A 23,922-nucleotide genomic window follows, 5' to 3' on the forward strand; every position below is an offset into this window, starting at 1 on the left:
GAACCCCACCCGCCCGAGCGACCGACGATGGTGGTTCGTGCTCGGCATCGTCGCGGCACTGCTCTCCTGCTGCTGCGTGGCCGCCCTCGTGATCGCCCTCGCCTGGGGACCCGACTTCTACACCGGGCTGCGGGAGCGGGAGCGGCGGATCGTCGGGCTCAACCAGCCGATTCGGGACGGCGATCTCGAATTTCGGGTACGGCAACTGCGCTGCGGCCTGACCGAGGTGGGCGACCCGCTGGTCAGCCAGTTCGCGCTGGGACAGTTCTGCGTGGTCGACCTGGCGGTGCGGAACCTGGGCGCACAGCCGGTGGTCTTCCACGACAACCTGCAGATCGCGTACGGGCCGGCAGGCCAGCGGTTCGGGGTGGACAGCACGGCGGGACTGGTGGCCAATGCCGAACAGCACGCCTTCCTCAGCGAGATCAACCCCGGCAATCAGGTGACCGGTGCGATCGTCTACGACATCCCGCCGGACTCCCGGATCGTCCGGCTGCGGCTGCACGGCTCCGCGACCTCACCGGGGGTACAGGTCCGGACCGGATGAGCCATGCCAGGTCGCCAGCAGTTCGGCCTCCTCCGCCGCCGTGAGGCCGATCGACCTGCCGCCCGGGGCGGATCCGGCGTCGACCGCGGTCAACCAGGCGGCGGTGTCCCGGGCGGTCGCCGCCAGAGGCCGGGGTCGCAGTCCCGCCGCCAGGGAGGGCGTCACGTCCCGGCTCATGAAGCCGGCGTACTCCGGCACCGGCAGCCACAGCGGCAGGGAGCGGGGGCCGGACCAGGGCGCCACCTCGTACTTCGCGAGAAACTCCTGCGGTACGTAGGTCAGCGGGGCGCCCTCGCCCACCACGGCGGCCAGGAACTCCCGCCGGCTGATCGGCGCGGCGATCCCGTCGTACGTGCCGGCCAGGCCCCGCTCTACGGCCTCGACGATCCAGGCGGCGAGGTCGCGCACGTCGATGAACTGCACGGCGTCGTCCGGAGTCCCGGGGGCGAGAATCTCGCCTCCCCGGGCGGCCCGCCGGACCCAGTACTCGAAGCGCCCGCTCGGATCCTCCGGCCCCACGATCAGGCCGGCTCGACAGACGAACGCCCGACCGGCGCCGACCGCCTCCGTCACCAGCCGTTCACCGCTCACCTTGCAGGACCCGTACGACTCCGCGTCCCTGGACGGGTCCTCCGCGTCCCGGGGGGCGGGTGGCAGTACGGGGGCGGTGTCGGCCCGTTGCCCGACGGTGGCGTTGTCGGCGTACACCGAACCGGTCGAGACGAAGGTGAAGTGTCCCACCCGGCCGGCCAGCGAGGCGAGCGCGTGCCGGAGGTGGGCGGGCTGGCGGGCGACGTCCACGACCGCGTCGAACTTTCCGTCAAGGGCATCGAGGCCCGCCGGGTCGTCGCGGTCCACCCGGACGAAGCGCACGCCGTCGACGGGGTTTCCGGACGACCCACGGGCGGCGCAGGTAACGTCGTGTCGGGCCGCGAGGGCCTGCTGGGCAACGGCGCGACCGAGAAAGACCGTGCCGCCGAGAACGAGGATGCGCATCCGCCGATCGTGCCCCGCCGGTACCCGCCCGGAAAGCTTGTTCGCGTACGGCTGATCACGGTCGGTCGGGTGCCGGATGCCGGGCGACCTCGGCCGACGGCCGGCGCGGCGACTTCCGGAGGCCCGTCGGTGCGTACCGACCCGGTTGTGGAGTACGGTTCGACCGATATCCCAGGAGGTCGAGAATGTCCCTGACGGTGCAGACCGAAGAGCGTGCCGACGTCGTCGTCGTGTCGGTCGCGGGCGAGCTGGACATGGCAACCGCGCCGCAGTTGCAGGACCAGATCACGGACCTGCTGGAGAAGGGGCGCATCCGGCTGGTCTTCGACCTGTCGGAGTTGTCGTTCTGCGACTCGACCGGGCTCTCCGTGTTCGTCCGGGCCCGGAACAGCGCCGACGAGGCCGGCGGCGTGGTACGACTGGCCGCCCCGCGCCGGGGTGTGCTGCGGATCCTCGAGGTCAGCGGCCTGGTGGAGGTGCTGCAGACCCACGCCACGGTCGACGAGGCCGTGGCCGGCGGGACCGCCACGACGGGCTGAGCGACCGCCGGCGCTTTTCCTCCCGGGCCGGCCGGGGCATAGGTTGACCGTCGACAAACAGGCAACCTATCGGAGGCGCGAATGCTCAAGGGCTTCAAAGACTTCATCATGCGGGGCAACGTCGTCGACCTCGCCGTCGGTGTGGTCATCGGCGCGGCCTTCACCGGGCTGGTCACGGCGTTCACCACGTCGTTCCTGAAGCCGGTGATCAGCCTGCTCGGCGGCGGCAAGGGCGAGTTCGCGGGCACCTGGAATCTCCCCAACGGTGACAAGATCGACTGGGCCGGCTTCGTCAACGCCACCATCACCTTCTTCATGACCGCCGCCGTGCTCTACTTCCTGGTGGTCTTTCCGATGAACAAGCTCGCGGAGCGGCGCCGGCGGGGCGAGGAGCCTCCGCCTGCCGCGCCGAGCGAGGAGATCCAGCTGCTCACCGAGATCCGCGACGCGCTGGTCGCCGCCGGCCGGGCGCCGGGACAGCACCCCGAAACGCCGGACGACCGGTACGGCCAGCAGTACCCGCCGGCCCAGCGTCACCCCTGAACCAGCCCGACCAACCCGGCACCCGGTCGGAGTCCGCCCTACACCAAGGGTCCGACAGGTAGGTTCACCCGCCCGACGACCCTATCGAACACACGTTCGATAGGGTCCGGGTATGGAACAGCGAAAGCACTGGTGGAACGGCAAGTGGGGGCGCCTGGCGCGGCGCGATGTCTACCTGCGGGCCGACGCCGACCAGTGGCACGTGGAGCAGCGCGCGGGCGGGGCCGAGGGGATCTCCCGGTTCTTCGAGTTCGACAGCGAGGACGAGGCGTACGACCGGATCCGGACGCTGCTGGTCGGCCCGGACACCTGGCGGGAACTCTCGGCCCGTCCCCCCGGGTGACAGGAAGGGCCACGGGATCCGGTCCTAGGCCACCCAACCCCTGCGGGTCGCCTCCACTCCGGCCTGAAACCGGCTCACCGCTCTCAACCGCTCGGTCAGCACGGTCATCATCCGCTGCACGCTACGGGTCGACACCGCCAGCTTGCGGGCCGCGGACTCGTCGGTATGCCCGGCCGCCAGCAGCTTGAGCAGGTGCCGCTCCTGATCGGTCAGGCCGTCCCCGTCGCGGGCCGGTGCCTCGCCGAAGGGCCGGCCCGAGTCCCAGACCTGCTCGAAGAGCGCGACGAGGCCGGTGACCACGCCCGGGATGTAGATCTCCAGGGCTCCGGCTCGCGAATCGGCGGGGTCGATAGGCACCAGAGCGGTTCGGCGGTCGACGATCACCAGCCGCATCGGCAGGATCGGCACCGATCGGCAGTGACCGCCGAGTTTGGCCATCCACCGCACGTACGCCACGGTGGCCGGGTCGTTCCGGAAGCTGTCCTGGTAGACGCCCCGGATCAGCACGCCACGCCTCAGCGCGGTCTGGTTGAGCGGCTTCGCCGCTTCGATGGTGTCGGGTGCCTCCGCACCCCCGCCGCTGAACGAGCAGCACTCCCACTCGGTTTCCCAGACGAGTTCCGCGAGCCGGTCACGGACGGCCTCGATCCCCTCCAGGCGGGTGACGACGTCCGCCGAGCCGTGTCCGGAGAACTCGGCGGCGATGCTGATGATCGCCGACCTGGTCGCCTCGATCTGGCGCTGTCGGGCTGCGACCTCCGCCTCGGCGCGGGCCAGCAGCAACATCAGGCCGGCCTGCGGACGCACCGCCCGCAGGCCTGCGTCGGAGGCGCGGACCAACGACAGGTCGATGAGCCGGTCCAGTGACTGGCAGACCGCCTTCTCGTCGACCTCCAGGTAGGCGGCGAGTTCCCCCACTTCCGCGCGAGGGTGGTGAAGCATCGCCCGGTACACATTTTCATCGCATTGTGACAAACCCAGGTTGGCCAGCAACGCAACCCCTCTCCCCCGTGGATCTAGGGCAATTCTGCAACAGCCGGCGATCGATCCGCTGCCCTCGACGTGAGCATCCGGATGCGGGCGGTGGCGCCATCACGCCAGGCGGAATCGCGCCAGGTCAGAGGCCGTGACTTCGACTCACAAGATCGAAATTCTTGATACCGGGCGAGGCAGCACCGCCCGAGCGCCATCCACAGATCCATCAGGGAAGAAGTTGTTCACCTATCGGAGGGCTCATCTGGCGTCGATGTTCATGCCGTGTTCATCAACGTCGCTGCGTTGGTGACAGCACGGACGGCCGCCAACCCATCAATTCCACCATTCCCTCCGCGCCGGAACCAAGCCGCTGGCACCTTTGCGAAAGGATGACCGTTGCCTCTCTCGACATCACTGAAGGCGATACGGACAGCACTGTCCCGCAGCCGATCGGTTCTCGCCACCACGCTGGCCGCGCTCACCATGATGACCTCGGCGACCCTGGTCACGGTCGATGCGTACGAGGCGGAGGCGGCCGGCCCCCGCCCGCTGTTCCAGCTCCCGTTCCCGTGCGGTGAATCGTGGCTCCTGCAGACCTACCGGGGACACGACGACTACGACATCGACATGACCCCGACGTCCGGCAACTCGTGGGGCCGACCGATCCTCGCCGCCTACCAGGGCACGGTCGTCTCCTCCGGTATCGACGGAACCCTCGGCGGGCGGACCCCGGCGAACCCGAACGGTCCGATGGGCACCGGCGGCGGCTACTTCGTGAAGATCGACCATGGCAACGGCTGGCGAAGCCTCTACCTGCACATGCTCGAAGCGCCCATGGTGCGGGTCGGCGATACCGTGAGCCGGGGGCGGCAACTCGGCAAGGTCGGCAGTACGGGCAGCTCGTCTGGTCCGCACCTGCACTTCGAGCAGCAGCGGGACGGCGCCAAGGTCGAGTCGTGGTTCAACGGCATACCGTCGGGCATCACCACCGACGGCTATCCCGACGGCGAACCACTGTCGCCCGCGGTTACGCGTGTCAGCAACAACTGCGGCGGCCCCCAGAGCCGGACCATGGGTGACTACAACGGCGATGGGCACAGTGACCTGGCGCTGTACCGGCGGGACCCGGTTAACGGATCCACCTGGTGGGTCCGGAGCGGCGCCGCCGACGCGCAGATCCTCGCCGACCACCACTACGGCGGATCAACCGACATCCCCGCCCCCGGCGACTACAACGGCGACGGCATCACCGACCTCGCCCTGTTCCGCCGCGACTGCACCAACGGATCCACCTGGTGGATCAAGAACGGTGCCGCCGGCAACCAGATCCTCGCCGACTTCCGCTACGGCGGCTGCAACGACATCCCCGCCCCGGGCGACTACAACGGCGACGGCGTCACCGACCTCGCCCTCTACCGCCGGGACTGCACCAACGGATCAGCCTGGAACATCTACAGCCCCCACACCAACACCCACCTGCGCTCCGGACTCAAATACGGCGGCTGCAACGACATCCCCGCCCCCGGCGACTACAACGCCGACGGCGCCACCGACCTCGCCCTCTACCGCCCCGACTGCACCAACGGATCAGCCTGGAACATCTACAGCCCCCACACCAACACCCACCTGCGCTCCGGACTCAAATACGGCGGCTGCAACGACATCCCCGCCCCCGGCGACTACAACGCCGACGGCGCCACCGACCTCATCCTCTACCGCCGCGACTGCACCAACGGCTCCAACTGGAACATCTACAGCCCCCACACCAACACCCAACTCCGCTCCGGACTCAAATACGGCGGCTGCAACGACATCCCCGCAGCCAGCAACCCCGCCACCACCTGACAACCCACCAGCGCGAGTGACGCCGCCCCCCGCCGGGGTAGGCGTCACTCGCCGTCGTGGTGATACCACGGCGTCGGTCACCGACCATTCGATCGGCGTGGAGCGGCTCACCGGGAGGGCGCCTCCAGCAGGGCGATGGTGCTGAGCGTGACCTGGTCACGGATCCGGGTCACCGAGGTCTGCCACTGCCGGCTGAACCCGGGCCGATGTTCGAGATCGCGCCAGACCGGCAGCACCGACTCGTCGAGCCGGGCGGCCGGCATCCACAGGTGCAGCAGGCAGTCGATCGCCGGCCGGAGCCGGTCGATCTTCTGCGCCCGGGTGCCCGGCCCGGTCAGGCTGGCCTCCATCAGCGCCAGCAGCGTGGTGAGCAGCCAGTCGTGCAGGGCGAGGTCCTCACAGAGTTCGACCAGCGCGGGTACGTCGCGCTGCGGCGCCGTCAGTTCCAGGGTCCGCAGCGTGTCGGACTCGACCCGGAACGTGCCCCGGGCCTCCGCCGACTCCTCGTCCGACGGGACGACCGACCAGCGCAGTCGGGTCCGCTTGGTCCGGAACGGCGGTTGCCGGTCCAGCCGCGCCGAACTCTGCACGGCGTCCATCAGCCGGGCACTTATCGCGCCGAGGTTGAGTGTCTGCGGCTGGTAGGTGGGGCCGAGGAAACCCCGGGACACGTCCCGGACGTCGACCTTGCCGATCGTCTCGACCCAGCCGGGCCGGGACAGGTAGTGCGACCAGACCAGTCGGCGATTGCTGACGGCCCGGTCGAGTTGGGTGTACGTGGAGCCCTGGAGCACGTGTCCGCCGGTCATCGCGGCGTGCGAGACGACGGTGCCCACGCCCCGGGAGCCCCGGCCGGAGCCGGTCGGCAGCCGGCAGTCGACACCGGTGAGCTGGTCCGGCGACACGACGTACGCGATCGGCCGCTCGGACCGGCGGACCCGCTGGCCGACCTGGAGATCCAGCAGCTGGGTGGTGTGCTCCAGGGAGAGCGACCCGGAGTTCTGCAGGAGTCCGGTATGGACCTCACCCAAGGTCAACATGGCGGTCCTCCACAACCTCGCGCGTCGCCCTGACCGAACCGCGGCGGGGGGACGCCGATCGGCCCATCGCATTTCATCATGGTCTGATCCCGCAAGCGCCGCGCCGGGCGGATGTCGGACGCCGGACTGATCGGCTGGAGTTGTCGCCTTGGGTCCTGTTGATACGGTGACGTCACGCGCCGCTTCCGCCGCCCCAAGGAGCCGCCGTGACCAAGGTCTACGTCTCGGCCACTTTCCGGGATCTGCAGGAGTGCCGCGCAGCCGTTCAGCTTGCGCTGCGCCGGCTGCGGGTCGAGGACATGGCCATGGAGTCGTACGTGGCCGAGGACCGCCGACCTCTGGAACGCTGCCTCGCGGACGTCGCGGAGTGTGACGTCTACGTCGGGATCTTCGCCTGGCGCTACGGCTTCGTCCCTGACGGGTACGACCGGTCGATCACCGAGCTGGAATACCGGGAGGCACTCTCCGGCGGCAAGCCCTGTCTGATCTTCCTGCTGGACGAGGAGGCACCCTGGCCGCGTAGCTTCGTCGACCGTGGCCAGGCGGCGGAGAAGATCGAGGCGCTCCGGGCCGAACTCGGCGACCGGCACATGTGCAGCACGTTTCGCGATCCTGCGGACCTGGCCGCGATGGTCACCGCGGCGGTGGCGAACCGGCTGACCGAGGCCGGCTGGCCCGCGACCGGGATGCAGGCGTTGAGCCGGGACGTCCTCAAGCAGTACTGCCTCCGGCTGCGCCAGCACTACGGGGTGCTGGACCTGGACGCACTCACGCCGGAGCAGACCGAGGACTACCTGCGGATCCAGTTGATGTCGGTCTTCGTCGAGCAGTGGGTACGCGAGGACCCGCCACCGGCCGAGCTGCCCCGGGAATGGCTGCGCCGGATGCAGTCCGAGGGGCACATCGGCACCGAGGACGTACCGGAGGAGGTGGACCCGCAGGAGCTGGTGCACCTACACGAGTCGTACCGGGCGAAGCCGTTGCAGCGGCTGTTCGACGTACTCGGGGCACCGGACCAGCGGGCCATCGTGCTGCTCGGCGATCCCGGCTCCGGCAAGTCCACCGCCGCCCGGTACGTGGCACTGAGTCTCACCGGCGGCCCGACCGACGACCGGCTGGCGGTGCTCACCGACCACCTGCCGCTGCTGATCGAGCTGCGCTCCTTCATCACCCTGGCCGCCGAGGGCAAGTGCGAGAGCTTCGTCGACTACCTGGACCACCGGGCCAACACCGACGGGCTCGGCATCGAGCGGTCCGCGCTGCAACGGCACCTCGGGACGGGCGGCCGGGCCGTGATGATCCTGGACGGGTTGGACGAGGTCTTCGACCGGCACCGGCGGGAGGAGGTGGCCCGGCAGATCGCCGGATTCGCGACCACCCATCCGCAGGTACGGATGATCGTCACCTCCCGGATCATCGGTTACTCGCGGCGCATCCTGACCGGTGTCGGATTCACCCACTTCACCCTCCAGGACCTGGACGAGGACCAGACGTCGGAGTTCCTGTCGAGCTGGTACCGGCTGGCGATCCGGGACCGGGCGGAGGCCGCGCACGCTCAGCGGGCCCGGCTGCTGGACGCGATGCGGCACTCACACGCGATCCGGGAACTGGCCGGCAACCCGCTGCTGCTGACGATCCTGGCGATCATCGGCAAGCACCAGGCCCTGCCCCGGGAGCGGTGGCGGCTGTACGACCACGCGGCGACCGTCCTGGTGCAGCAGTGGGACGTCGACCGGCACCTGCGGGAGCAGTCCCAGGTCGCCGGCTTCCTCGACACCGAGGACAAGAAGGAGTTGCTCCGCCGGCTGGCGTACCGGATGCAGTCGGTCGAGCGGGGCCTGACCGTGAACTACATCGACCGGGTGGAGCTGAGCGAGGTCTTCGAGCAGTACCTGGTCGAGCGGTACCGCCGGGACGCCGCGTCCGCCCGGACCATCGCACTGGCGATGATCGACCAGTTCCGGGAGCGCAACTTCATCCTCAGCCGGTACGGCCCGCACGTCTACGGCTTCGTGCACCGCACCTTCCTGGAGTTCTTCTGCGCCGACGCGATCCTGGCGAAGTTCCAGCACGACCAGGTCCTCTCGGTCGGCGAACTCAAGGAGCTGTTCCGCCGGCACTGGGCCGACCTGTCCTGGCGGGAGGTGCTCCGGCTGCTCGCCGGTGCCCTGCACCAGAACCACACCGCGCAGCTCATCCACCTGCTCACCGCCGAGGTCAACCAGCCCTGGCCGCCGGCCGACTTCGCCCCGCCGCCGTGGAACCTGGCCCTCGCCGTGCAGTGCCTCGCCGAGGTCCGCAACCTGCACGCCGCGGTCGCCCGACCCGCCGAGGCGCTGCTGCGGCAACTCATCCTGCTGCTCGAACACTGCGTCTCGATCGACGACCGGGAGACCGCCCGGCTCATCGAGGAGGAGATCCTTCCCGCCGCGAAGGCGATCGGCCCGAACTGGCCCGGCCGCACGGTCTACCTCTCCTGGTACCGCCGCCGGGGCGTCCGGGTCGTCTGGAGTCCCGTCTCGACCCACGCCGCCCGGCTCGCCGCGATGCTCTCCACCCCGGCCGAGCGGATCGACGACCTCTTCGACGAGGTCCTCGGTGCGATGGACGACAGCCCCGCCTCGTACGCCTCGGTGGCGGGGCTGGCCGAGGTCGCCCAGCTCGCCACCTCGACCGTCGACAGCCCCGCCCACCAGGCCGCCGCCGCCCGCGCCCGGACCCGCCTGATCAAACGGGCCCGGGACGACAACCACGCCGGGGTACGTCTCGCCGCCGTGCAGGCGCTCGGCGAACGCTTCGGCACCGACCCCGAGGCCCGGGACCTGCTCATCGAGCGCGTCCGCGCCGACGGCTACGCCGGGGTACGCCTCGCCGCCGTCCAGGCCCTCGGCGAACGCTTCCGCGACGAACCCCACGTCCGCGAACTGCTCCGGGAACGCGCCCGCGCCGACGAGCACGCCAGCGTGCGCCGGACCGCCATCCAGACCCTCGGGGACCGCTACGGTGGCGACGAGGAACTCCGGGACGTCCTGATCGAGTGCCTGCGTACCGACCACGACGCCGAGGTCACCCGGACCGCCGCACACGTCCTGGTCGAACGCTTCGCCGCCACCCGGCAGGTCCGGGACCTGCTGATCGAACGCGCCCGCGACGACACCGATCCGGTCACCCGACGTACCTCGGTCCGGGTCCTCGGCGACCGGCTCACCGCCGACACCAGGGTCCGGGCCCTGCTCATCGACCGGGTCCGCGCCGACCGGGACCCCGGGGTGCTCCGGGCCGCCGCCCAGGCACTGATCGACCGGTACGGCGCGGACAGCACCATCCGGGACCTGCTGGTCAGCCGGACCAGCGGCGACACCGACGAGATCGCCCGGCGCACCGCACTCCGGATCCTCATCGACACCTTCGACCGGGATGCCGCCCTCACCGACCTGCTCGTCACCGCCGCCCTCCAGGACCGGGACGCCGACGTACGGCTGCTCGCCACGGAAGCCCTCACCGAACAGGTCGGCGCCGACCCCGCCGTCGGCACCGCGCTGGGTGAACTCGCCCTCGGCGACACCGACGCCCGGGTCCGCCTGATCGCCGCGAAGGCCCTGATCGAACAGGTCGGGATGGACGCGGCGGTCTCCGACGTGCTCGCCGGGCTCGCCCGGGACGATCCACACGCCGCCGTACGACTCGCCGCGGTCAACGCGCTCGCCGACACGGTGCGGCGTGACCCCACGATCCGGGAGGTCATCACCGAACGGGCCAGCACCGACGACGACGCCGAGATCCGGCTCGCCGCCCTGAAGGCCCTGACCCGGGATCCGCAGTTCACCGACGACGTACACCGGGTCCTGCTGGACCGGGCGCTCCACGACCCCGACGCCGCGGTCTTCGCCCTCGCCGCGACCGCCGTGATCGGCCGGAACGGGTCCCGGGACGACGTCCACGACCTGCTCGCCGGCCGGGTACGCGGTGACATCAACGCCCGGGTCCGGCTGGCCGCCGCCCGGCTGCTGATCCAGCGTTTCGGCATCGACGCCGACGTCCGGGAGGCACTGCTGGAGCGGATCCGGCTCGATCCGGACGCCGAACTGGTGCACGAGGCGGCCGTCGAACTCGCCGCCCGGCTCGGCACCGACGTCGAGCAGTGCGAGGTGCTGATGGCCCGGGCCACCGGCGAGGACCCGCAGATCCGCGCCGTGGCGGTACGCATCCTCGGCGAGTACTTCGGCACCGACCGGACCGTACGGGAGCTGCTGATCGACCGGGCCGGCAATGACCCCGACGTACAGGTCCGCCGGGAGGTGCTCCGGGTTCTCGGTGAACGCCTCGCCGAGCATCCGGAGATCCGTGCCCTGTTCATCGAACGGCTTCGCGACCAGGACTGGTCGGTACGCGCCGCCACCGTGCTGGCCCTGGGTACGCACTTCGGCGACGACGGTCAGACCCGCGCGCTGCTGGCCGAGCTCGCCCGTACCGATCCGGATCCCGGGTTCCGGCGCCGTGCCGGTCAGGCCCTCACCTGGTTGCCGGGGGCCGATCCCGACCATCTGCCGGACGTGTGAGGGGCGGGGAGTGCGCCGCCGGCCGGACCGGTCAGTCGCTGACGAACACGTACTCGGACCGCTCGACGAGGTCCTTGGGCAGGTCGATGTGCTCGTTCCGGCTGCGGGTCTGGATCTGGTCCAGTACGGCGGGGCTGATCGAGACCTGGCTGAGGATCGTCCGGACCGCGTGTTCGATGGGCAGGAAGCGGGAGCCGAGCACCGAGAAGGTGCGGTACGCGCTGAACGGCGCGGCGTGCGGGTTGAGTTTCACCACCGCCGGCATCTCGTCCCAGTTGTCCGGCCAGTCGTCGAGCTGGTAGGGGTTGGTCACCCCTTCGCCCTCGTGCCGGAGCAGGCCCATCCGCATGAGTTGCCAGACCGCCGCCAGGAACGGGCAGGACCAGCGCCGCCGCCCGTCCTCCTCGTAGTCCCACAACTCGACGTCCATGAAGATCGAGTGCCGGTTCGCCGCGTTCTGCATCGGCGGCTGCCACTCCTGGCTGGCGCTCATCGCCTGTCCGGGCCGGGAGACCGGCGAGCGCCGGCCGTTGGACAGCCAGCCGGTCTCCGAGGTCGGCGGCCGGTCTCCGGCGGTCCCCGGATCCGGGTCGGAGACGAGCTGGGTGAGCACCAGTTCCGCGAGCGGGATGTCGTCGGCCTGGGCGCAACCGGCCTCGCGGGCGAAGTAGTCGATCACCAGGCCGGTGCCCTGAGCCGCCTCCCGTACCTGCTCCATCACCACCCGGGGGGTGCTGAACCGGGTGAAGTAGTCGTCGATCAGGAAGCAGGTGCTGATCCGGGGGCGGGCGGTCGGCATCCGGTCGACGCAGGCCTGCCGGGCCGCCGCGGCCCACGGTGCGACCCGGGCGAAGTGCCGGCGGAGCTGTTCGACGCCGCCGGCGAACTCCTCGATGTAGAGGTGTCCCAGCTCGACGGAGAGATGCGCGAGCGGGACCGACTCGACGCTGCGTCTGGCCGCCGTCTCCTCGAATGTCACGTCCGGTCTTCTCATCACAGCATCTCCCAGGCCGCGTCGTCGACGATGAGCTTTGCCAGTGCCGAGAAGGCCTCCACGGTCTCCAGGTTGGCGATCCTGCGCGCGTACACGTCGTTGTCCGAGATGAGCTGCTCACGCCATTGCAGTACCGGGTCGAGCGGCACCGATCCGAGCAGCATGGTCCGACCCACCCGGTTGTTGCTGGCCAGTTCGAGCAGGTCCTGGTTGCACTCCCGGAGCCAGGCGAGCTGCGCCGGCTGCAACCCCTCCAGTTCCGGCGAGTCGGGGTCGACGACGGCGGTACGGACGAACCGGAGCCGGTTCATCATGTCGTCGCGGTCGTGCCCGGCCCGGGCGCCGGCGTCGAGGATGCCCCGGGTGCCGTACACCAGGCCCGAGGCGGCGAGCACGTGCTGCCGGGTCCACCGGTGGAACACCAGCCACCGGGACCGGACCGACCGGAGTTCCGGCATCGCGGTGGCGGCCAGCACCATCTGGGTGGCGTACGAGCGGCCGGCGCTCAGGTCGATGAGGCTGAGGTCGAACTCCTCCTCCAGCCGGAGGAAGAGCCGGGCGCAGCGTTCGACGAGTTCCCGGGAGGTCGGGAACTCACCGCCGCCGATGCTGCCGGGCAGGAGTACCAGACGTCCCGCCCCGGGTGGCCGGTTGCGCAGGCTCGGCCGGTCCGACTCGGTCCACACCTCGATCCGTTGCGGTTCGGCCAGCGCGCCGTCCAGGTACTCGTGCAGGCCGCCTCGGCGGGTGCCGTGCACCACCGAGTCGATGTTGAAGATGGCCCCGGCGGTCGGCGAGCCGAAGTCGAAGTCGAGATAGCACACGTCGGTGCCCTGCAACGCGCTCCGGTAGAGCATGTTGCTGCTGGTCACCGAGCGGCCGGTGCCACCCTTGTCGGACGCCGCGAAGATCAACATCTCAGCCTGCCTCCGAGACGTCCCGGCGGGCCGCGTTCAGTTCGTCGAGGCTCCGCAGCACCGAACTGGTGAGCGCGGCGGCGGTGCCGGGCCGTTCGTGCACGATCTCCCGGGCCCGCCGCAGGTTGACCCGGACGATCTGAAGGGTCTGCTGCATCCTCGGTCCCGCTTCCGCCGTACCGCTCAACAGTTCCATATCGTAGAGGTGCTCGGCCTCGTTGAGCAGGTCCAGCGCGTGCAGGGTGAGCCGGTCGCTGCGCAGCGGTGGTCGGCGCAGGATCTTCACGGTGGTGACCAGGGACTGCACCACCCGCTCGGTGTAGTACCAGGAGGGGGCGTCGTAGTAGTCCTCGAACTGCCCGAACGCCCGCGCCGGCTGGTCCCAGAGGCTGCGCGCGTTGCCGCGCTCCATCCGGCGCAGCACCAGGTGGTCCCAGACCCGGTCGGCCAGGTCCAGCATCCGGGCCCGCTGGTCGGCGTCGCTGAACAGACCGCCGATGTACGAGGTGCGTTGCAGCAGCAGCGCGGAGAACTCGCTCACCGTCCAGCGCAGCACCGGGCCACCCAGTTGATCACTGTTCTGCAACGTCACCTGTACGCCGGGCGCGTGCAGCGCGAGCGCGGGATCCTGGTCGAACGGCCGGCGGGTGATCCGGGCCCGGTTGGCCAGTTCCTCGAGGACCGAGCCGACCCGGCTGAGCTCGGCGTCCGCACCGCGCTCCAGCACCAGGCCCTTGACCGCCAGCGAGGTCACCAGCAGCGTGTAGTAGTCGGAGGCCTCCCGGTCGGTGGTGCGCCACGGAATGTCCTCCAGCGGCCAGCGGTGGCCGTCGCCGAAGGTGGCGACGGTGGCCCAGTAGCCGCGGGTCAGGTCCCACCGCAGTTGCAGGGCTCGGGCCAGTCGCTGCTGCTCGTCGTTGAGCAGACCCAGGATCCGGGTCCGTTCGGTGAAGAGCTCCTCGATCGCGTCGATCGCGATCACCGTGAAGTAGAGGTACGGCTCCTCCGGCGCGACCCCGGCCGGCTGGCGGCCGATCGGCTCGGTCGTCTCGACGTCCGGCGCGTCCCGGACGATGCCCCAGGACCAGCCGCACTCGAAGAGCCGGTTGGCGCTGTCCAGGTCGGCGACCTGGCCGGAACCGATCAGGACCTCGCGGAAGCTGGCGATCGTCTCCCGCAGTCTCCGGCGGAGCTGCGCCACGATCTGTCGCTGCGGCAGGTCGGACTGGTTGAGGGTGCGGCACAGCGCCTGCCCCTCGTCCGAGTCGACGTCGAAGACGTTGACCGCGAAACTGCGCAGCAGGCCGACCATGGCCGCGGTCAGCCGGATGTTCGCCATCGACTCGAGTTCGGCGATCTCCCGGAGGATCTCCTCGCGGCGCACCGCACCCCGGAAGACCCGGGCGAAACCGATGGCGGCCAGCGAGAGGGTGATCGACATGGCGAACGAGTCGACGATGTCCAGTTCGAGCTGCTGTTCGGTCGGCTCGGCGCCGCCGGTCTGGAAATACGTCCGACCGGAGAAGACCGGCGTCCCGGTCTTGTCGGTGTACCGCTGGTAATACTCGGTCAGCACCTGGATCAGTACCAGGGGAATCTGGGTCGCGTTGCCGAGCGGACGCAACACTTTGATCATTTCATCGGCGGTCTCGTCCGGACGGTCCAGCCCGAAGTCCGCCTGGGTGGCCGGAAGCAGGAGGCAGAGCAACTGCTCGGCGTCGCTGATCGAGTTCGGACCGTCCCGCCCGCCCCACTGCCACTTTCCGTCCTGCCAACTAGACCGGACGGTGGCGGCCCAGATCTCCAAGAGCTCCTGACGGGGCTGAATCCTCATCTGTCGTGCACCACCATCCGCGAATTCACCGGTTAGGTCGAACGGCACTCATGTTATGGGCCACCGGAGCTGCCTGCTTCCACGGATCATCCCGATGACAGGTACGTGATCGGACAGTTGGCGCGGCCGGACTCCGCAAACGGTCGCGAATCAGAGGAATACGCTGGTCAACGCCGGAGTGTTCGACCTTTCCACAGTGGTGCGACGTTTCATCGCGACCACCCCCTTCGCATCCCGGGCCTGTCTGTCAATGATGGCCTACGCGTCAAGCGGTGCGGAAACGCCGATCGGTCACCCGTGCCGGGCCGGGCCGGTCAACTGCTGCCGTACCGCCCACAGGGCCGCCTCGGTACGCGACGCGGAGCCGGTCTTGCGCAGCAGGTTCGACACGTGCACCGTGACGGTCCGGACCGAGATCCCGAGGGACCGGGCCACCTGCTTGTTCGACATCCCCGCGGCCAGGCAGGACAGCACCTCGATCTCCCGGCCGGTCAGCTCGGCGGTGGGCGCCGCCGACGGCTGGGCCGGAACCGGCAGCCGCAGAGGCTCGGGCGGCGGCTTCCGGGTCAGCCCGTCCGGCCCGCCGCCACCCTCCACGGCCAGCAGCTCGACCAACCGGTACGGGTTGCCGCCGGTCCGCCGCCACACCGCCTCGACGACACCCGGCGAGACGGGACGTTCCGGATAGACCTGCGCGAGGACCGCGGCCACGTCCGTCCGGGGCAGCGGGCCGAGGTGCTGGCGGATCGCGCCCGGCGCCCCGGAGAGCCGGGCCAGGGTGGCCGCGACGAGTTGGGGCGACACCGCCGTGTCGGGCGGCCGGCTGGCCACCAGGAGCAGGGCCGGCAGGCCGGGCGCCCCGGCCAGCTCGCCGACGAGGTTCAGGCTGGCCGGATCGAGCGCATGCAGATCCTCCACCACCAGCACCGCCGGGCCCGCACCCACCAGCGCCCGTACGGTGCGTACCGCCAGGCGTAACAGTGCGTCGGGGGCGTACCGCTCGCGGGGGGCGTTCGGATGCTGGGCCAGCCAGGCCAGCGCGTCGGGCGGCAGCGGCAGGTCCCGGGTGTCCCGGCCGCTCAACGCCGCCGCGAGCCAGTCGTACGGTGCCGGGCTGTGCACCCGGGCGGTCCCGGTGAGGATCATGGCCGGGCGAGGTGTCAGGCCGTCGAGCGCCGCGGCGATCAGCAGGCTCTTGCCGACCCCGGCGGCACCGGTCACCACCACTCCACCCGCCCGGGGACGCCCACCGGTCACCATGGCCCAGGCGGCGGCGAACTCGGCCAGCTCACCGGCGCGCCCGACCATGGACACCGGCATCATGCTCCTCACCCTACGCAGTACTGCGTAGAGACGTCGCCGTGGATCTCGGTGCAAGCTCGAAGGTATGAGCTTGATCCTGCGCAGCCTGGCCGTCAGCGACCCTGGTCTCGTCCGGCCGAACAACGAGGACGTGGCGTTCGCCGGTGACCGGTTGATCGCCGTCGCCGACGGAATGGGCGGCGCACCGGCCGGCGAGGTGGCCAGCGACATCGTGATCAGCACCTTGGCACCGGTGGAGGGATCCGAGCCGGACCGGGATCCCCTGGCCACCCTGCTGGACGCGATCGGGACGGCCAACCACCGGATCCGCGCGGTGGCCGACGCCGATCCGGCCAACGAGGGCATGGGCACCACGGTCACGGCGGTGCTCCTCGCCGACCAGCGACTCGTCGTGGCACACGTCGGCGACTCCCGCGGCTATCTCCTGCGCGGTGCGCAACTGCGGCAACTGACCCGGGACGACACCTTCGTCCAGGCCCTCGTCGACCAGGGCGGGCTGACGCCGGAGGAGGCCCGGCGGCATCCGCAGCGGTCGCTGGTCACCCGGGCGGTGCAGGGCGGCCCACTTCGACCGGCGACCATCACGCTGACCGCCGAGCCGGGCGACCGGCTGCTCGTCTGTAGCGACGGGCTCTCCGACGTGGTCACCGACGACGCCATCGCGCAGGCGCTGGGGACGTACCCGGACCGCGCACAGTGCGCGGAACAGCTGGTCAAGCTCGCCCACCAGGCCGGCGCCCCGGACAACGTCACCCTGGTGGTGGCCGACGTCGTCCCGGTCGCGGCCGACGAGTGCGTCGATGGCGGATAATGGTCGACATCACGCGGGTCGGGCCGGCGCCGGGCGGGACCCGGCGGGGCGGGAGGTCGGATGGACCGCACGGTGGCCGTGATCGACCTCGGTTCCGACCGGTACGACCCGATGACCGAATCCGACCCGCCCCCGGAGTCCAGGAGGCGCCAACTACGGGCGCTGGCCCTGGTGCTGGTCGGAGCGCTGGTGCTCAGCGCCGGTGGTGGCACCCGGCCGCCCTCGCCGCGCCTGGAGCCAGGGCTGACCGTCTCGCTCCGGGTCGGAACGCGCTTCCACCTGACCGAGGACCGGCTCTTCGTGACCGATCCCACCCCGGGTACGACCCGTCGGGTCGCGGCGTACGAGGTGAAGGGCGGGCGGCAGCTCTGGACCAGCTCGTACCAGACCGTGCAACGGCAGCTCGGGCTGACCCTGGCCGGTGAACTCCTGCTGATCAAGGACGGCGACCGGCGCGACGGCCCGATCGGCACCACCGCGCTGGACGCCGGCACCGGGCGATGGCGGTGGTCGGTGCCGTTCCCGCTGGAGGTACTGCCCGGCGAGCGGACGGCGCTGGTCATCGAGGACCTCTTTCCGCCCGGATCGCTGATCGACGCGGAGAACCCGCCGCCGGGCACGACGGTCATGCACATGTCGTCCACCGGCGGGGTCTACAACAGACCGTCGATCGGCTCGATCGCCCGGGCGGTCGACCTGGCCAGTGGCCGGGAACTCTGGGCCACCCCACCGCTGGTCAAGGTCGTCGCGATCCCGGCCGCCGGCGGTCGGCCCGCGGCGGTCCTCGCGTGGCCGCCGGGCGGCGGGATGGAGGTGTGGGACCTGCGCAGCGGAGCGGTCCTGCAACGCTTCGACTGGACCGGCGGCGTACCGCGCAACGGGGCCCGGATCGGCGGCGTGGTGATGGTGTGGCACTCCACCGGCGTGACCGCGTACTCGGCCGACCTTCTCCAGCCCCGGTGGAGCCGCCCGCTGGCGGAGGGAACGGACCCGCACCTCGACGTCTGCGGCCCGCTGCTGTGCCTGCGTGACACCACCGGCGTCCAGGTGCTGGATCCGGCCACCGGAGCGGTCGCGTGGCGGACGACCGAGCGGGTGTACCTGTCCTCGAGCGGCATCCACCTGGTCGAGACCGACGACCATCCCCGCCTGCACCGGCTGGTGGAGCCGGACACCGGCCATACCCTGGTCGATCTGTCGCCCTGGACCGAGACGGCCCGGCTCGACGGCGGGTCGCCGCTGCTGCTGCTCCGCCGCGACAGCGCCGCCGTCCGGACCTGGCTCGACATCATCGACCCGGGCGACACGGCCGTCCGGCCACTGGAGTCGGTGCCGTACGCGCTCTCCTCCTGCCAGGTGGTTCCCGGGGTGATCGCCTGCCGGACACAGCTGGGCGAGACGCGGACCTGGCGATACCGGTAAACGCCGCCACGCCCCGGTGCGCGACCGCGCCGGGCCGGGCCGATGGCTGATAATGGCCGGCATCACGAACCCGAACCGGTACCGACCGGGCGGGCGGATCGTCGTCCGGGTTGGCGAGTTCGATCACGGCTGGAGGTCGAGATGGAGGGCGCGGTGGCGGTGATCGACCTCGGCACCGACCGCTACCACCCACCGGTCGAGCCCGACCCCACCCATCCGCGCACGGCACGCCGGCTCCGGGTGACCGCGCTGGCGCTGGCCGGGGCCTTGGCGCTCAGTACCGGTGGGGCCGGGCCGGCGGCACCGCCGCGACTGGAGGAGATCTACCAGAACCGGCTGGGCGCGGGGCAGTACTTCCAGTTGACCGAGGACCGGCTCTTCGTGGCCGGATCGACGCCCGACTACACGGGGATCCGGGTCGTGGCGTACGACCTGGACCGGGGGCGGCAAATCTGGCGCACCGAGTACCCGACGGGGGCCCGGCTGGCGGCGGTGACCCTGGCCGGCGGGTTCCTGCTGGTCGTGGACGGCGACTGGCGGACCGGCCCGGCCCGGACCACCGCGCTGGACGCCCGGACCGGCCGGTCGCGCTGGTCGATGCCGACGCGGGTGGACGTGCTGCCCGGCGAGCGGACGGCGTTGATCACCGAACGGACGTTTCCGCCGGGATCCCGGATCGAGCCGTTCGACCTGGGCTCCGACTCGGACGTGGTGTACTTCTCGGCCGACGGCCGGCACAACGCGCCGCCGATCGGGGTGACCGGCCGGGCGATCGACCTGGACACCGGCCGGGAGTTGTGGAGCTTCCCGCTGCGGGCCGCCGCGATGCCGGTACCGGCCGCCGGAGCCCGGCCCGCCGTCGTACTGGCGGCGGAGCGGGGCGGCGGTATCGAGGTGCGTGACCTGCGTACCGGAGCGGTCCGGCAGCGGCTCGACTGGGCCGCCGCCGTTCCGCAGCATGCGGAGGTCGCGGGCGACTTTCTGGTGCTCCGGCACGGCTCCGAGGTGACCGCCTACTCGGCCGATCTTCTCCAGCGACGGTGGACCCGTCCGGTACCCGTCACCGACCTGGGCGTTCACGCGTGCGGCCCGATGCTGTGCATGGAGAACGGCGCCGCCGTCGAGGTGGTGGATCCGGCCACCGGGGTCACCGCGTGGCGGACGAGCGATCGGGTGTGGCTCCAGCCGCACGGGTCGTACCTGATCGAGAGCGACGACCAGCTCGGGGTCCGCCGGGCCGTCGATCCGGGTACCGGCCGTACCGTCGTGGACCTGGCCGGCTGGACCGAGGAGCGGAAGTCCGAGGACGACTCGCCGCTGCTCCTGCTCCGCAGCAACGACACCGCGATCCGGACCTGGCTCGGCATCATCGACCCGGGCGGAACGGCCGTACGCCGGTTGGATCCGGTGCCGTACGCGCTGCCGTCCTGTCAGGTCGCTTCCGGGGTGATCGCCTGTCAGACGCAGTTGGGCCAGGTACGGGTCTGGCGTTACCGCTGAGCGGTCGGCCAGACGGAAGTAATCTCGACATATGCCACAAAGCACGCCCAGGACGTACGCCGGATGACCGGGTCGCCGCACCGGTCGCCGGTCAGCCTCTCGGTCAACGGCAGGCCGTACGAACTCGACCTCGACAACCGGACCACGCTGCTCGACGCGCTCCGCGAGCATCTGGCGCTGACCGGGGCCAAGAAGGGCTGCGACCACGGCCAGTGCGGATCCTGCACGGTCCTGCTGGACGGCCGCCGGGTGAAGAGTTGCCTCATCTTCGCCGTCGCGGCGGCCGGCGGCAGCCTGGTCAGCATCGAGGGCCTGGCCGACGGCACCGACCTGCACCCCTTACAGAGCTGCTTCGTCCAGCACGACGCCTTCCAGTGCGGCTACTGCACCCCCGGTCAGCTCTGCTCGGCCGCCGGCATGCTGGACGAGGTACGCCAGGGCTGGCCGAGCCTGGCCACCGAGGACCTGGTCGCCGGCCCGGACGGGCTCACCGACTCCGAGATCCGGGAACGGATGAGCGGAAACCTCTGCCGCTGCGCGGCGTACCCGAACATCGTCTCCGCGATCCGCGAGGCCTCGGCGACCGGGAGCCGGCGATGAGAACCTTCCGGTACGAGCGCGGCACCGACCCCGGTCAGGCGGTGACCCTGGTCGCCGGCGAGCCGGACGCCGCGTACCTCGGCGGCGGCACGAACCTGGTCGACCTGATGAAGCTGGGGGTGGCCCGGCCACGGCTCCTGGTCGACGTCACCCGGCTGCCGCTGGACTCGGTCGAACCGCTGCCCGGTGGCGGTCTGCGGATCGGGGCCACCGTCCGCAACAGCGACCTGGCCGCGCACCCGACGGTCCGGCGGGACTACCCGGTGCTGGCCCGGGCGCTGCTGGCCGGCGCCAGTGGACAGTTGCGGAACATGGCGACCGTCGGGGGCAACCTGTTGCAGCGCACCCGCTGCTACTACTTCCAGGACGTCAGCCGGCCCTGCAACAAACGCGAGCCCGGAGCCGGATGCTCGGCCCTGGACGGCCAGAACCGGGACCTCGCCATCCTCGGCTGGTCGCCGCAGTGCGTCGCGACCCATCCCTCCGACATGGCGGTCGCGCTGGTCGCCCTCGACGCGGTGGTGGAGGTGCTGGAACCGGCCGGCGCCCGGGAGATCCCGCTGACCGAGTTCCACCGGCTGCCGGGCGAGCGGCCGGATCAGGAGACCACGATGGAACCGGGCGGGCTGGTCACCGCGGTCCGGATCCCGGCGCTGCCCTACGCGCGCCGGTCGACGTACCGGAAGGCGCGGGACCGGGCCTCGTTCGCCTTCGCCGCCGGCTCGGTGGCGGCCGCGATCGACCTGGACGGTCCGCTGGTCCGCGAGGTCCGACTCGGGTACGGCGCGGTCGCGCACCGCCCCTGGCGGGCCCGGCTGGCCGAGGAGGCGCTGCGCGGCCAACCCGCCACCGAGGAGAACTTCCGGCTCGCCGCCGACGAGGAACTGGCCGCCGCCCGCGCCCTGGCACACAACGCCTTCAAGATCCCACTGATCCGGAACCTGACCGTCCGTACCCTCGTCGAGCTGACCGAGGGTTCCGTCGAGCCAGCAGCGGAGCGGGGCCGGTGAGCGCGCCGACGGCGGCCGTCGGCCGGGCCCAGCCCCGGCTGGAGGGTCGGGAGAAGGTGACCGGCACCGCCCGGTACGCGGTCGAGCATCCGGCCGACGGCCTGGCGTACGCCTGGGCGGTGCAGGCCAGCGTGGCCAAGGCCCGGATCGTCCGGGTCGACGACGCCGTGGCGCTGGCCGAGCCGGGGGTACTGGCCGTGCTGACCTACGCCAACGCGCCCCGGCTGGCGCCGGTCGAGAGCCGGGAACTCCTGCTGCTCCAGCAGCCCCGGGTGCACTACCGGGGTGAGATCGTCGCGCTGGTGGTGGCCGAGTCGCTGGAGGCCGCCCGCGAGGGGGCCCTGCTGGTCCGGGTCGACTACGACACCGAACCGCACAGCAGCGTGCTGACCGAGCGGCATCCGAGCCTCTACAAGCCGGACAAGGTCAATCCGAACTTTCCCACCGACACCTGTGTCGGCGACTTCGACGCCGGGTACGAGGCCGCCGAGGTACGGCTCGACCAGACGTACCGGACGCCGGCGTACCACAACAATCCGATGGAGCCGCACGCCTCGACCGCGCACTGGTGGCAGGGCCGACTGCTGGTGCACGACTCCAGCCAGGGCAGCGGCGACGTCCGGGACACCCTCGGCCGGCTCTTCGAGGTACCCGCCGAGTCGGTCCGGGTCACCGCTGAACACGTCGGCGGCGGCTTCGGCAGCAAGGGCAGTCCGCGTTGCACCCCCGTGCTGGCCGCGATGGCCGCCCGGCACGTCGACCGGCCGGTACGGCTGGCGCTGACCCGGCAACAGATCTTCGGGCCGATCGGTTACCGCACCCCGGTCATCCAGCGGGTCCGGCTCGGTGCCGACGCCGACGGCCGGTTGGCGGCGATCTGCCACGACGCGTTCAGCCAGACCTCGACCACCACCGAGTTCGCCGAGCAGACCGCCGTACTCACCCGGGCCCTCTACGCTGCCCCGCACCGCCGGACGACCCACCGGCTGGCCCGGCTCGACGTACCGACACCGTCCTGGATGCGCGCTCCGGGCGAGTGTCCGGGGTCGTTCGCGCTGGAGTCGGCGATGGACGAGCTGGCGGTGGCGTGCGGGATCGACCCGATCGAGCTGCGGATCCGGAACGACACCGACCGGCATCCGGAGGACGATCTGCCGTTCAGCAGCCGGAACCTCGTCGCCTGCCTCCGGGACGGTGCCCGCCGGTTCGGCTGGGCGGACCGGGATCCCGCGCCCGGGGTCCGGCGACAGGGGCGGTGGCTGTTCGGCACCGGGGTGGCCGGCGCGGCCTACCCGGCCCGGTCGCCGGTCGGATCCGCGCGGGCGGAGGCCCGCCCGGACGGCACGTACCAGGTCGGCATCAACGCCACCGACATCGGCACCGGGGCCCGTACCGCGCTGTGGCAGGTCGCCACCGAGGCGCTCGGGGTGCCCGGGGACCGGGTCCGGATCAGCATCGGGGACAGCGACCTCCCCCCGGCGTACGTCGCCGGCGGCTCGACCGGCACCGCCGGCTGGAGCTGGGCGGTGGACAAGGCCTGCCGGAGCCTGCGCCGACAGCTCCAGGAGCAGTACGCGGGATCGGTGCCGCCCGGCGGGCTGAGCGTCTTCACCGACACCGCCGCCGAGGTGGCGGCCCTGGAGAAGGTCGCCCGGTACGCCTTCGGCGCGCACTTCGCGCAGGTGCGGGTGGATGTCGACTCCGGGGAGGTCCGGGTCGGCCGGATGCTCGGGGTGTTCGCCACCGGCCGGGTGGTGAACCCGAGCACCGCCCGGTCCCAGTTGATCGGCGGAATGACGATGGGCCTGTCGATGGCGCTGCACGAGGAGGGGCTGCTGGATCACCGCTTCGGCGACTGGGTGAACCGCGACCTCGCGACGTACCACGTCAGCGCCTGTGCGGACGTGGAGCGGATCGAGGCTTACTGGGTGGCGGAGGACGACGACCGGGTCAACCCGCTCGGTATCAAGGGATTGGGCGAGATCGGCATCGTCGGCTCGGCGGCGGCGGTCGCCAACGCGGTGCACCACGCCACCGGGATCCGCTTCCGCACCCTGCCGATCCAGCTCGACAAGCTGCTCCAGCACCTGCCCGCTGGCTGAACCGGACCGGCCGGCACGCCGG

Annotated in this window: 19 protein-coding genes; 12 read left to right on the plus strand and 7 right to left on the minus strand. The window is 71.2% G+C overall.

The features are described from left to right. Nucleotides 1-547, plus strand: a 547-nt coding sequence (locus I0C86_RS23995; protein WP_230394675.1) for a DUF4352 domain-containing protein, incomplete at its 5' end; no start/stop codon positions are given. On the opposite strand, the gene I0C86_RS24000 is transcribed toward I0C86_RS23995, so the two are convergent. After that, on the minus strand, nt 518-1,543 hold the full coding sequence (locus tag I0C86_RS24000) for an NAD-dependent epimerase/dehydratase family protein (RefSeq protein ID WP_196203548.1): 1,026 nt from the start codon (nt 1,541-1,543) through the stop codon (nt 518-520). The two genes, I0C86_RS23995 and I0C86_RS24000, sit on opposite strands and share 30 nt — an antisense overlap. A 185-nt stretch (nt 1,544-1,728) precedes the next feature. On the opposite strand from I0C86_RS24000, the gene I0C86_RS24005 reads away from it, so the two are divergent. The 3 genes from I0C86_RS24005 (at nt 1,729) to I0C86_RS24015 (ending at nt 2,968) form a co-directional block, all read left to right on the plus strand. Beyond that, nucleotides 1,729-2,082 carry an STAS domain-containing protein gene (locus I0C86_RS24005; protein WP_196203549.1) on the plus strand — a complete coding sequence of 118 codons (354 nt, stop codon included), beginning with the start codon at nt 1,729-1,731 and terminating at the stop codon, nt 2,080-2,082. 81 nt (nt 2,083-2,163) lie between these two features. Further along, complete coding sequence (gene mscL / locus I0C86_RS24010) at nt 2,164-2,625, plus strand: large conductance mechanosensitive channel protein MscL (RefSeq protein WP_196203550.1); 462 nt, start codon at nt 2,164-2,166, stop codon at nt 2,623-2,625. 112 nt (nt 2,626-2,737) lie between these two features. Further along, nucleotides 2,738-2,968, plus strand: coding sequence for a hypothetical protein (locus I0C86_RS24015; RefSeq protein ID WP_196203551.1), 231 nt, complete (start codon nt 2,738-2,740; stop codon nt 2,966-2,968). A gap of 24 nt (nt 2,969-2,992) precedes the next feature. Here the strand turns inward: I0C86_RS24015 and I0C86_RS24020 are convergent, their stop codons facing one another. After that, a complete protein-coding gene (locus I0C86_RS24020) occupies nt 2,993-3,961 on the minus strand; it encodes a helix-turn-helix transcriptional regulator (RefSeq protein ID WP_196203552.1) in 969 nt (322 codons plus the stop codon). A 450-nt stretch (nt 3,962-4,411) separates the two neighbouring features. Between I0C86_RS24020 and I0C86_RS24025 the strand changes: the two genes are divergently transcribed. Further along, nucleotides 4,412-5,788, plus strand: coding sequence for a peptidoglycan DD-metalloendopeptidase family protein (locus I0C86_RS24025; RefSeq protein WP_407676344.1), 1,377 nt, complete (start codon nt 4,412-4,414; stop codon nt 5,786-5,788). A gap of 107 nt (nt 5,789-5,895) precedes the next feature. Here the strand turns inward: I0C86_RS24025 and I0C86_RS24030 are convergent, their stop codons facing one another. Then, on the minus strand, nt 5,896-6,828 hold the full coding sequence (locus I0C86_RS24030; RefSeq protein WP_196203553.1) for an SCO2521 family protein: 933 nt from the start codon (nt 6,826-6,828) through the stop codon (nt 5,896-5,898). A gap of 206 nt (nt 6,829-7,034) precedes the next feature. Here I0C86_RS24030 and I0C86_RS24035 point away from each other — a divergent pair, with 206 nt between their 5' ends. After that, nucleotides 7,035-11,387, plus strand: a complete 4,353-nt coding sequence (locus I0C86_RS24035; RefSeq protein WP_196203554.1) for a HEAT repeat domain-containing protein — start codon at nt 7,035-7,037, stop codon at nt 11,385-11,387. Nucleotides 11,388-11,418: 31 nt separating this feature from the next. On the opposite strand, the gene I0C86_RS24040 is transcribed toward I0C86_RS24035, so the two are convergent. The 4 genes from I0C86_RS24040 to I0C86_RS24055 all read right to left on the minus strand — a co-directional run bounded on the left by I0C86_RS24040 (nt 11,419) and on the right by I0C86_RS24055 (nt 16,455). Continuing rightward, complete coding sequence (locus I0C86_RS24040) at nt 11,419-12,381, minus strand: SCO2522 family protein (protein ID WP_196203555.1); 963 nt, start codon at nt 12,379-12,381, stop codon at nt 11,419-11,421. Continuing rightward, nucleotides 12,381-13,298 (minus strand): SCO2523 family variant P-loop protein, encoded by a 918-nt coding sequence (locus tag I0C86_RS24045; RefSeq protein ID WP_196203556.1) that lies wholly within the window; start codon nt 13,296-13,298, stop codon nt 12,381-12,383. The genes I0C86_RS24040 and I0C86_RS24045 overlap by 1 nt, the downstream gene beginning before the upstream one ends. Before the next feature lies 1 nt (nt 13,299). After that, entirely contained in the window at nt 13,300-15,132 is a 1,833-nt protein-coding gene (locus tag I0C86_RS24050; protein WP_196203557.1) for an SCO2524 family protein, read from the minus strand. 291 nt (nt 15,133-15,423) lie between these two features. Then, entirely contained in the window at nt 15,424-16,455 is a 1,032-nt protein-coding gene (locus tag I0C86_RS24055; protein WP_196203558.1) for a helix-turn-helix domain-containing protein, read from the minus strand. A gap of 64 nt (nt 16,456-16,519) precedes the next feature. Between I0C86_RS24055 and I0C86_RS24060 the strand changes: the two genes are divergently transcribed. From I0C86_RS24060 to I0C86_RS24085, 6 genes are all read left to right on the plus strand, one after another. Continuing rightward, nucleotides 16,520-17,266 (plus strand): PP2C family protein-serine/threonine phosphatase, encoded by a 747-nt coding sequence (locus I0C86_RS24060; protein WP_196203559.1) that lies wholly within the window; start codon nt 16,520-16,522, stop codon nt 17,264-17,266. 60 nt (nt 17,267-17,326) lie between these two features. Continuing rightward, nucleotides 17,327-18,688, plus strand: coding sequence for an outer membrane protein assembly factor BamB family protein (locus tag I0C86_RS24065; RefSeq protein ID WP_196203560.1), 1,362 nt, complete (start codon nt 17,327-17,329; stop codon nt 18,686-18,688). A gap of 141 nt (nt 18,689-18,829) precedes the next feature. Next, nucleotides 18,830-20,188, plus strand: a complete 1,359-nt coding sequence (locus I0C86_RS24070; RefSeq protein ID WP_196203561.1) for an outer membrane protein assembly factor BamB family protein — start codon at nt 18,830-18,832, stop codon at nt 20,186-20,188. A gap of 63 nt (nt 20,189-20,251) precedes the next feature. Continuing rightward, on the plus strand, nt 20,252-20,788 hold the full coding sequence (locus I0C86_RS24075) for a 2Fe-2S iron-sulfur cluster-binding protein (protein WP_196203562.1): 537 nt from the start codon (nt 20,252-20,254) through the stop codon (nt 20,786-20,788). After that, entirely contained in the window at nt 20,785-21,798 is a 1,014-nt protein-coding gene (locus I0C86_RS24080; RefSeq protein WP_196203563.1) for an FAD binding domain-containing protein, read from the plus strand. Before I0C86_RS24075 ends, I0C86_RS24080 begins: the two co-directional genes overlap by 4 nt. Continuing rightward, a complete protein-coding gene (locus I0C86_RS24085) occupies nt 21,795-23,900 on the plus strand; it encodes a xanthine dehydrogenase family protein molybdopterin-binding subunit (RefSeq protein ID WP_196203564.1) in 2,106 nt (701 codons plus the stop codon). The genes I0C86_RS24080 and I0C86_RS24085 overlap by 4 nt, the downstream gene beginning before the upstream one ends. Nucleotides 23,901-23,922: the final 22 nt, after the last annotated feature.

Origin of the sequence: Plantactinospora alkalitolerans (assembly GCF_015690345.1) — a bacterium.
Taxonomy (GTDB): domain Bacteria; phylum Actinomycetota; class Actinomycetes; order Mycobacteriales; family Micromonosporaceae; genus Plantactinospora; species Plantactinospora alkalitolerans.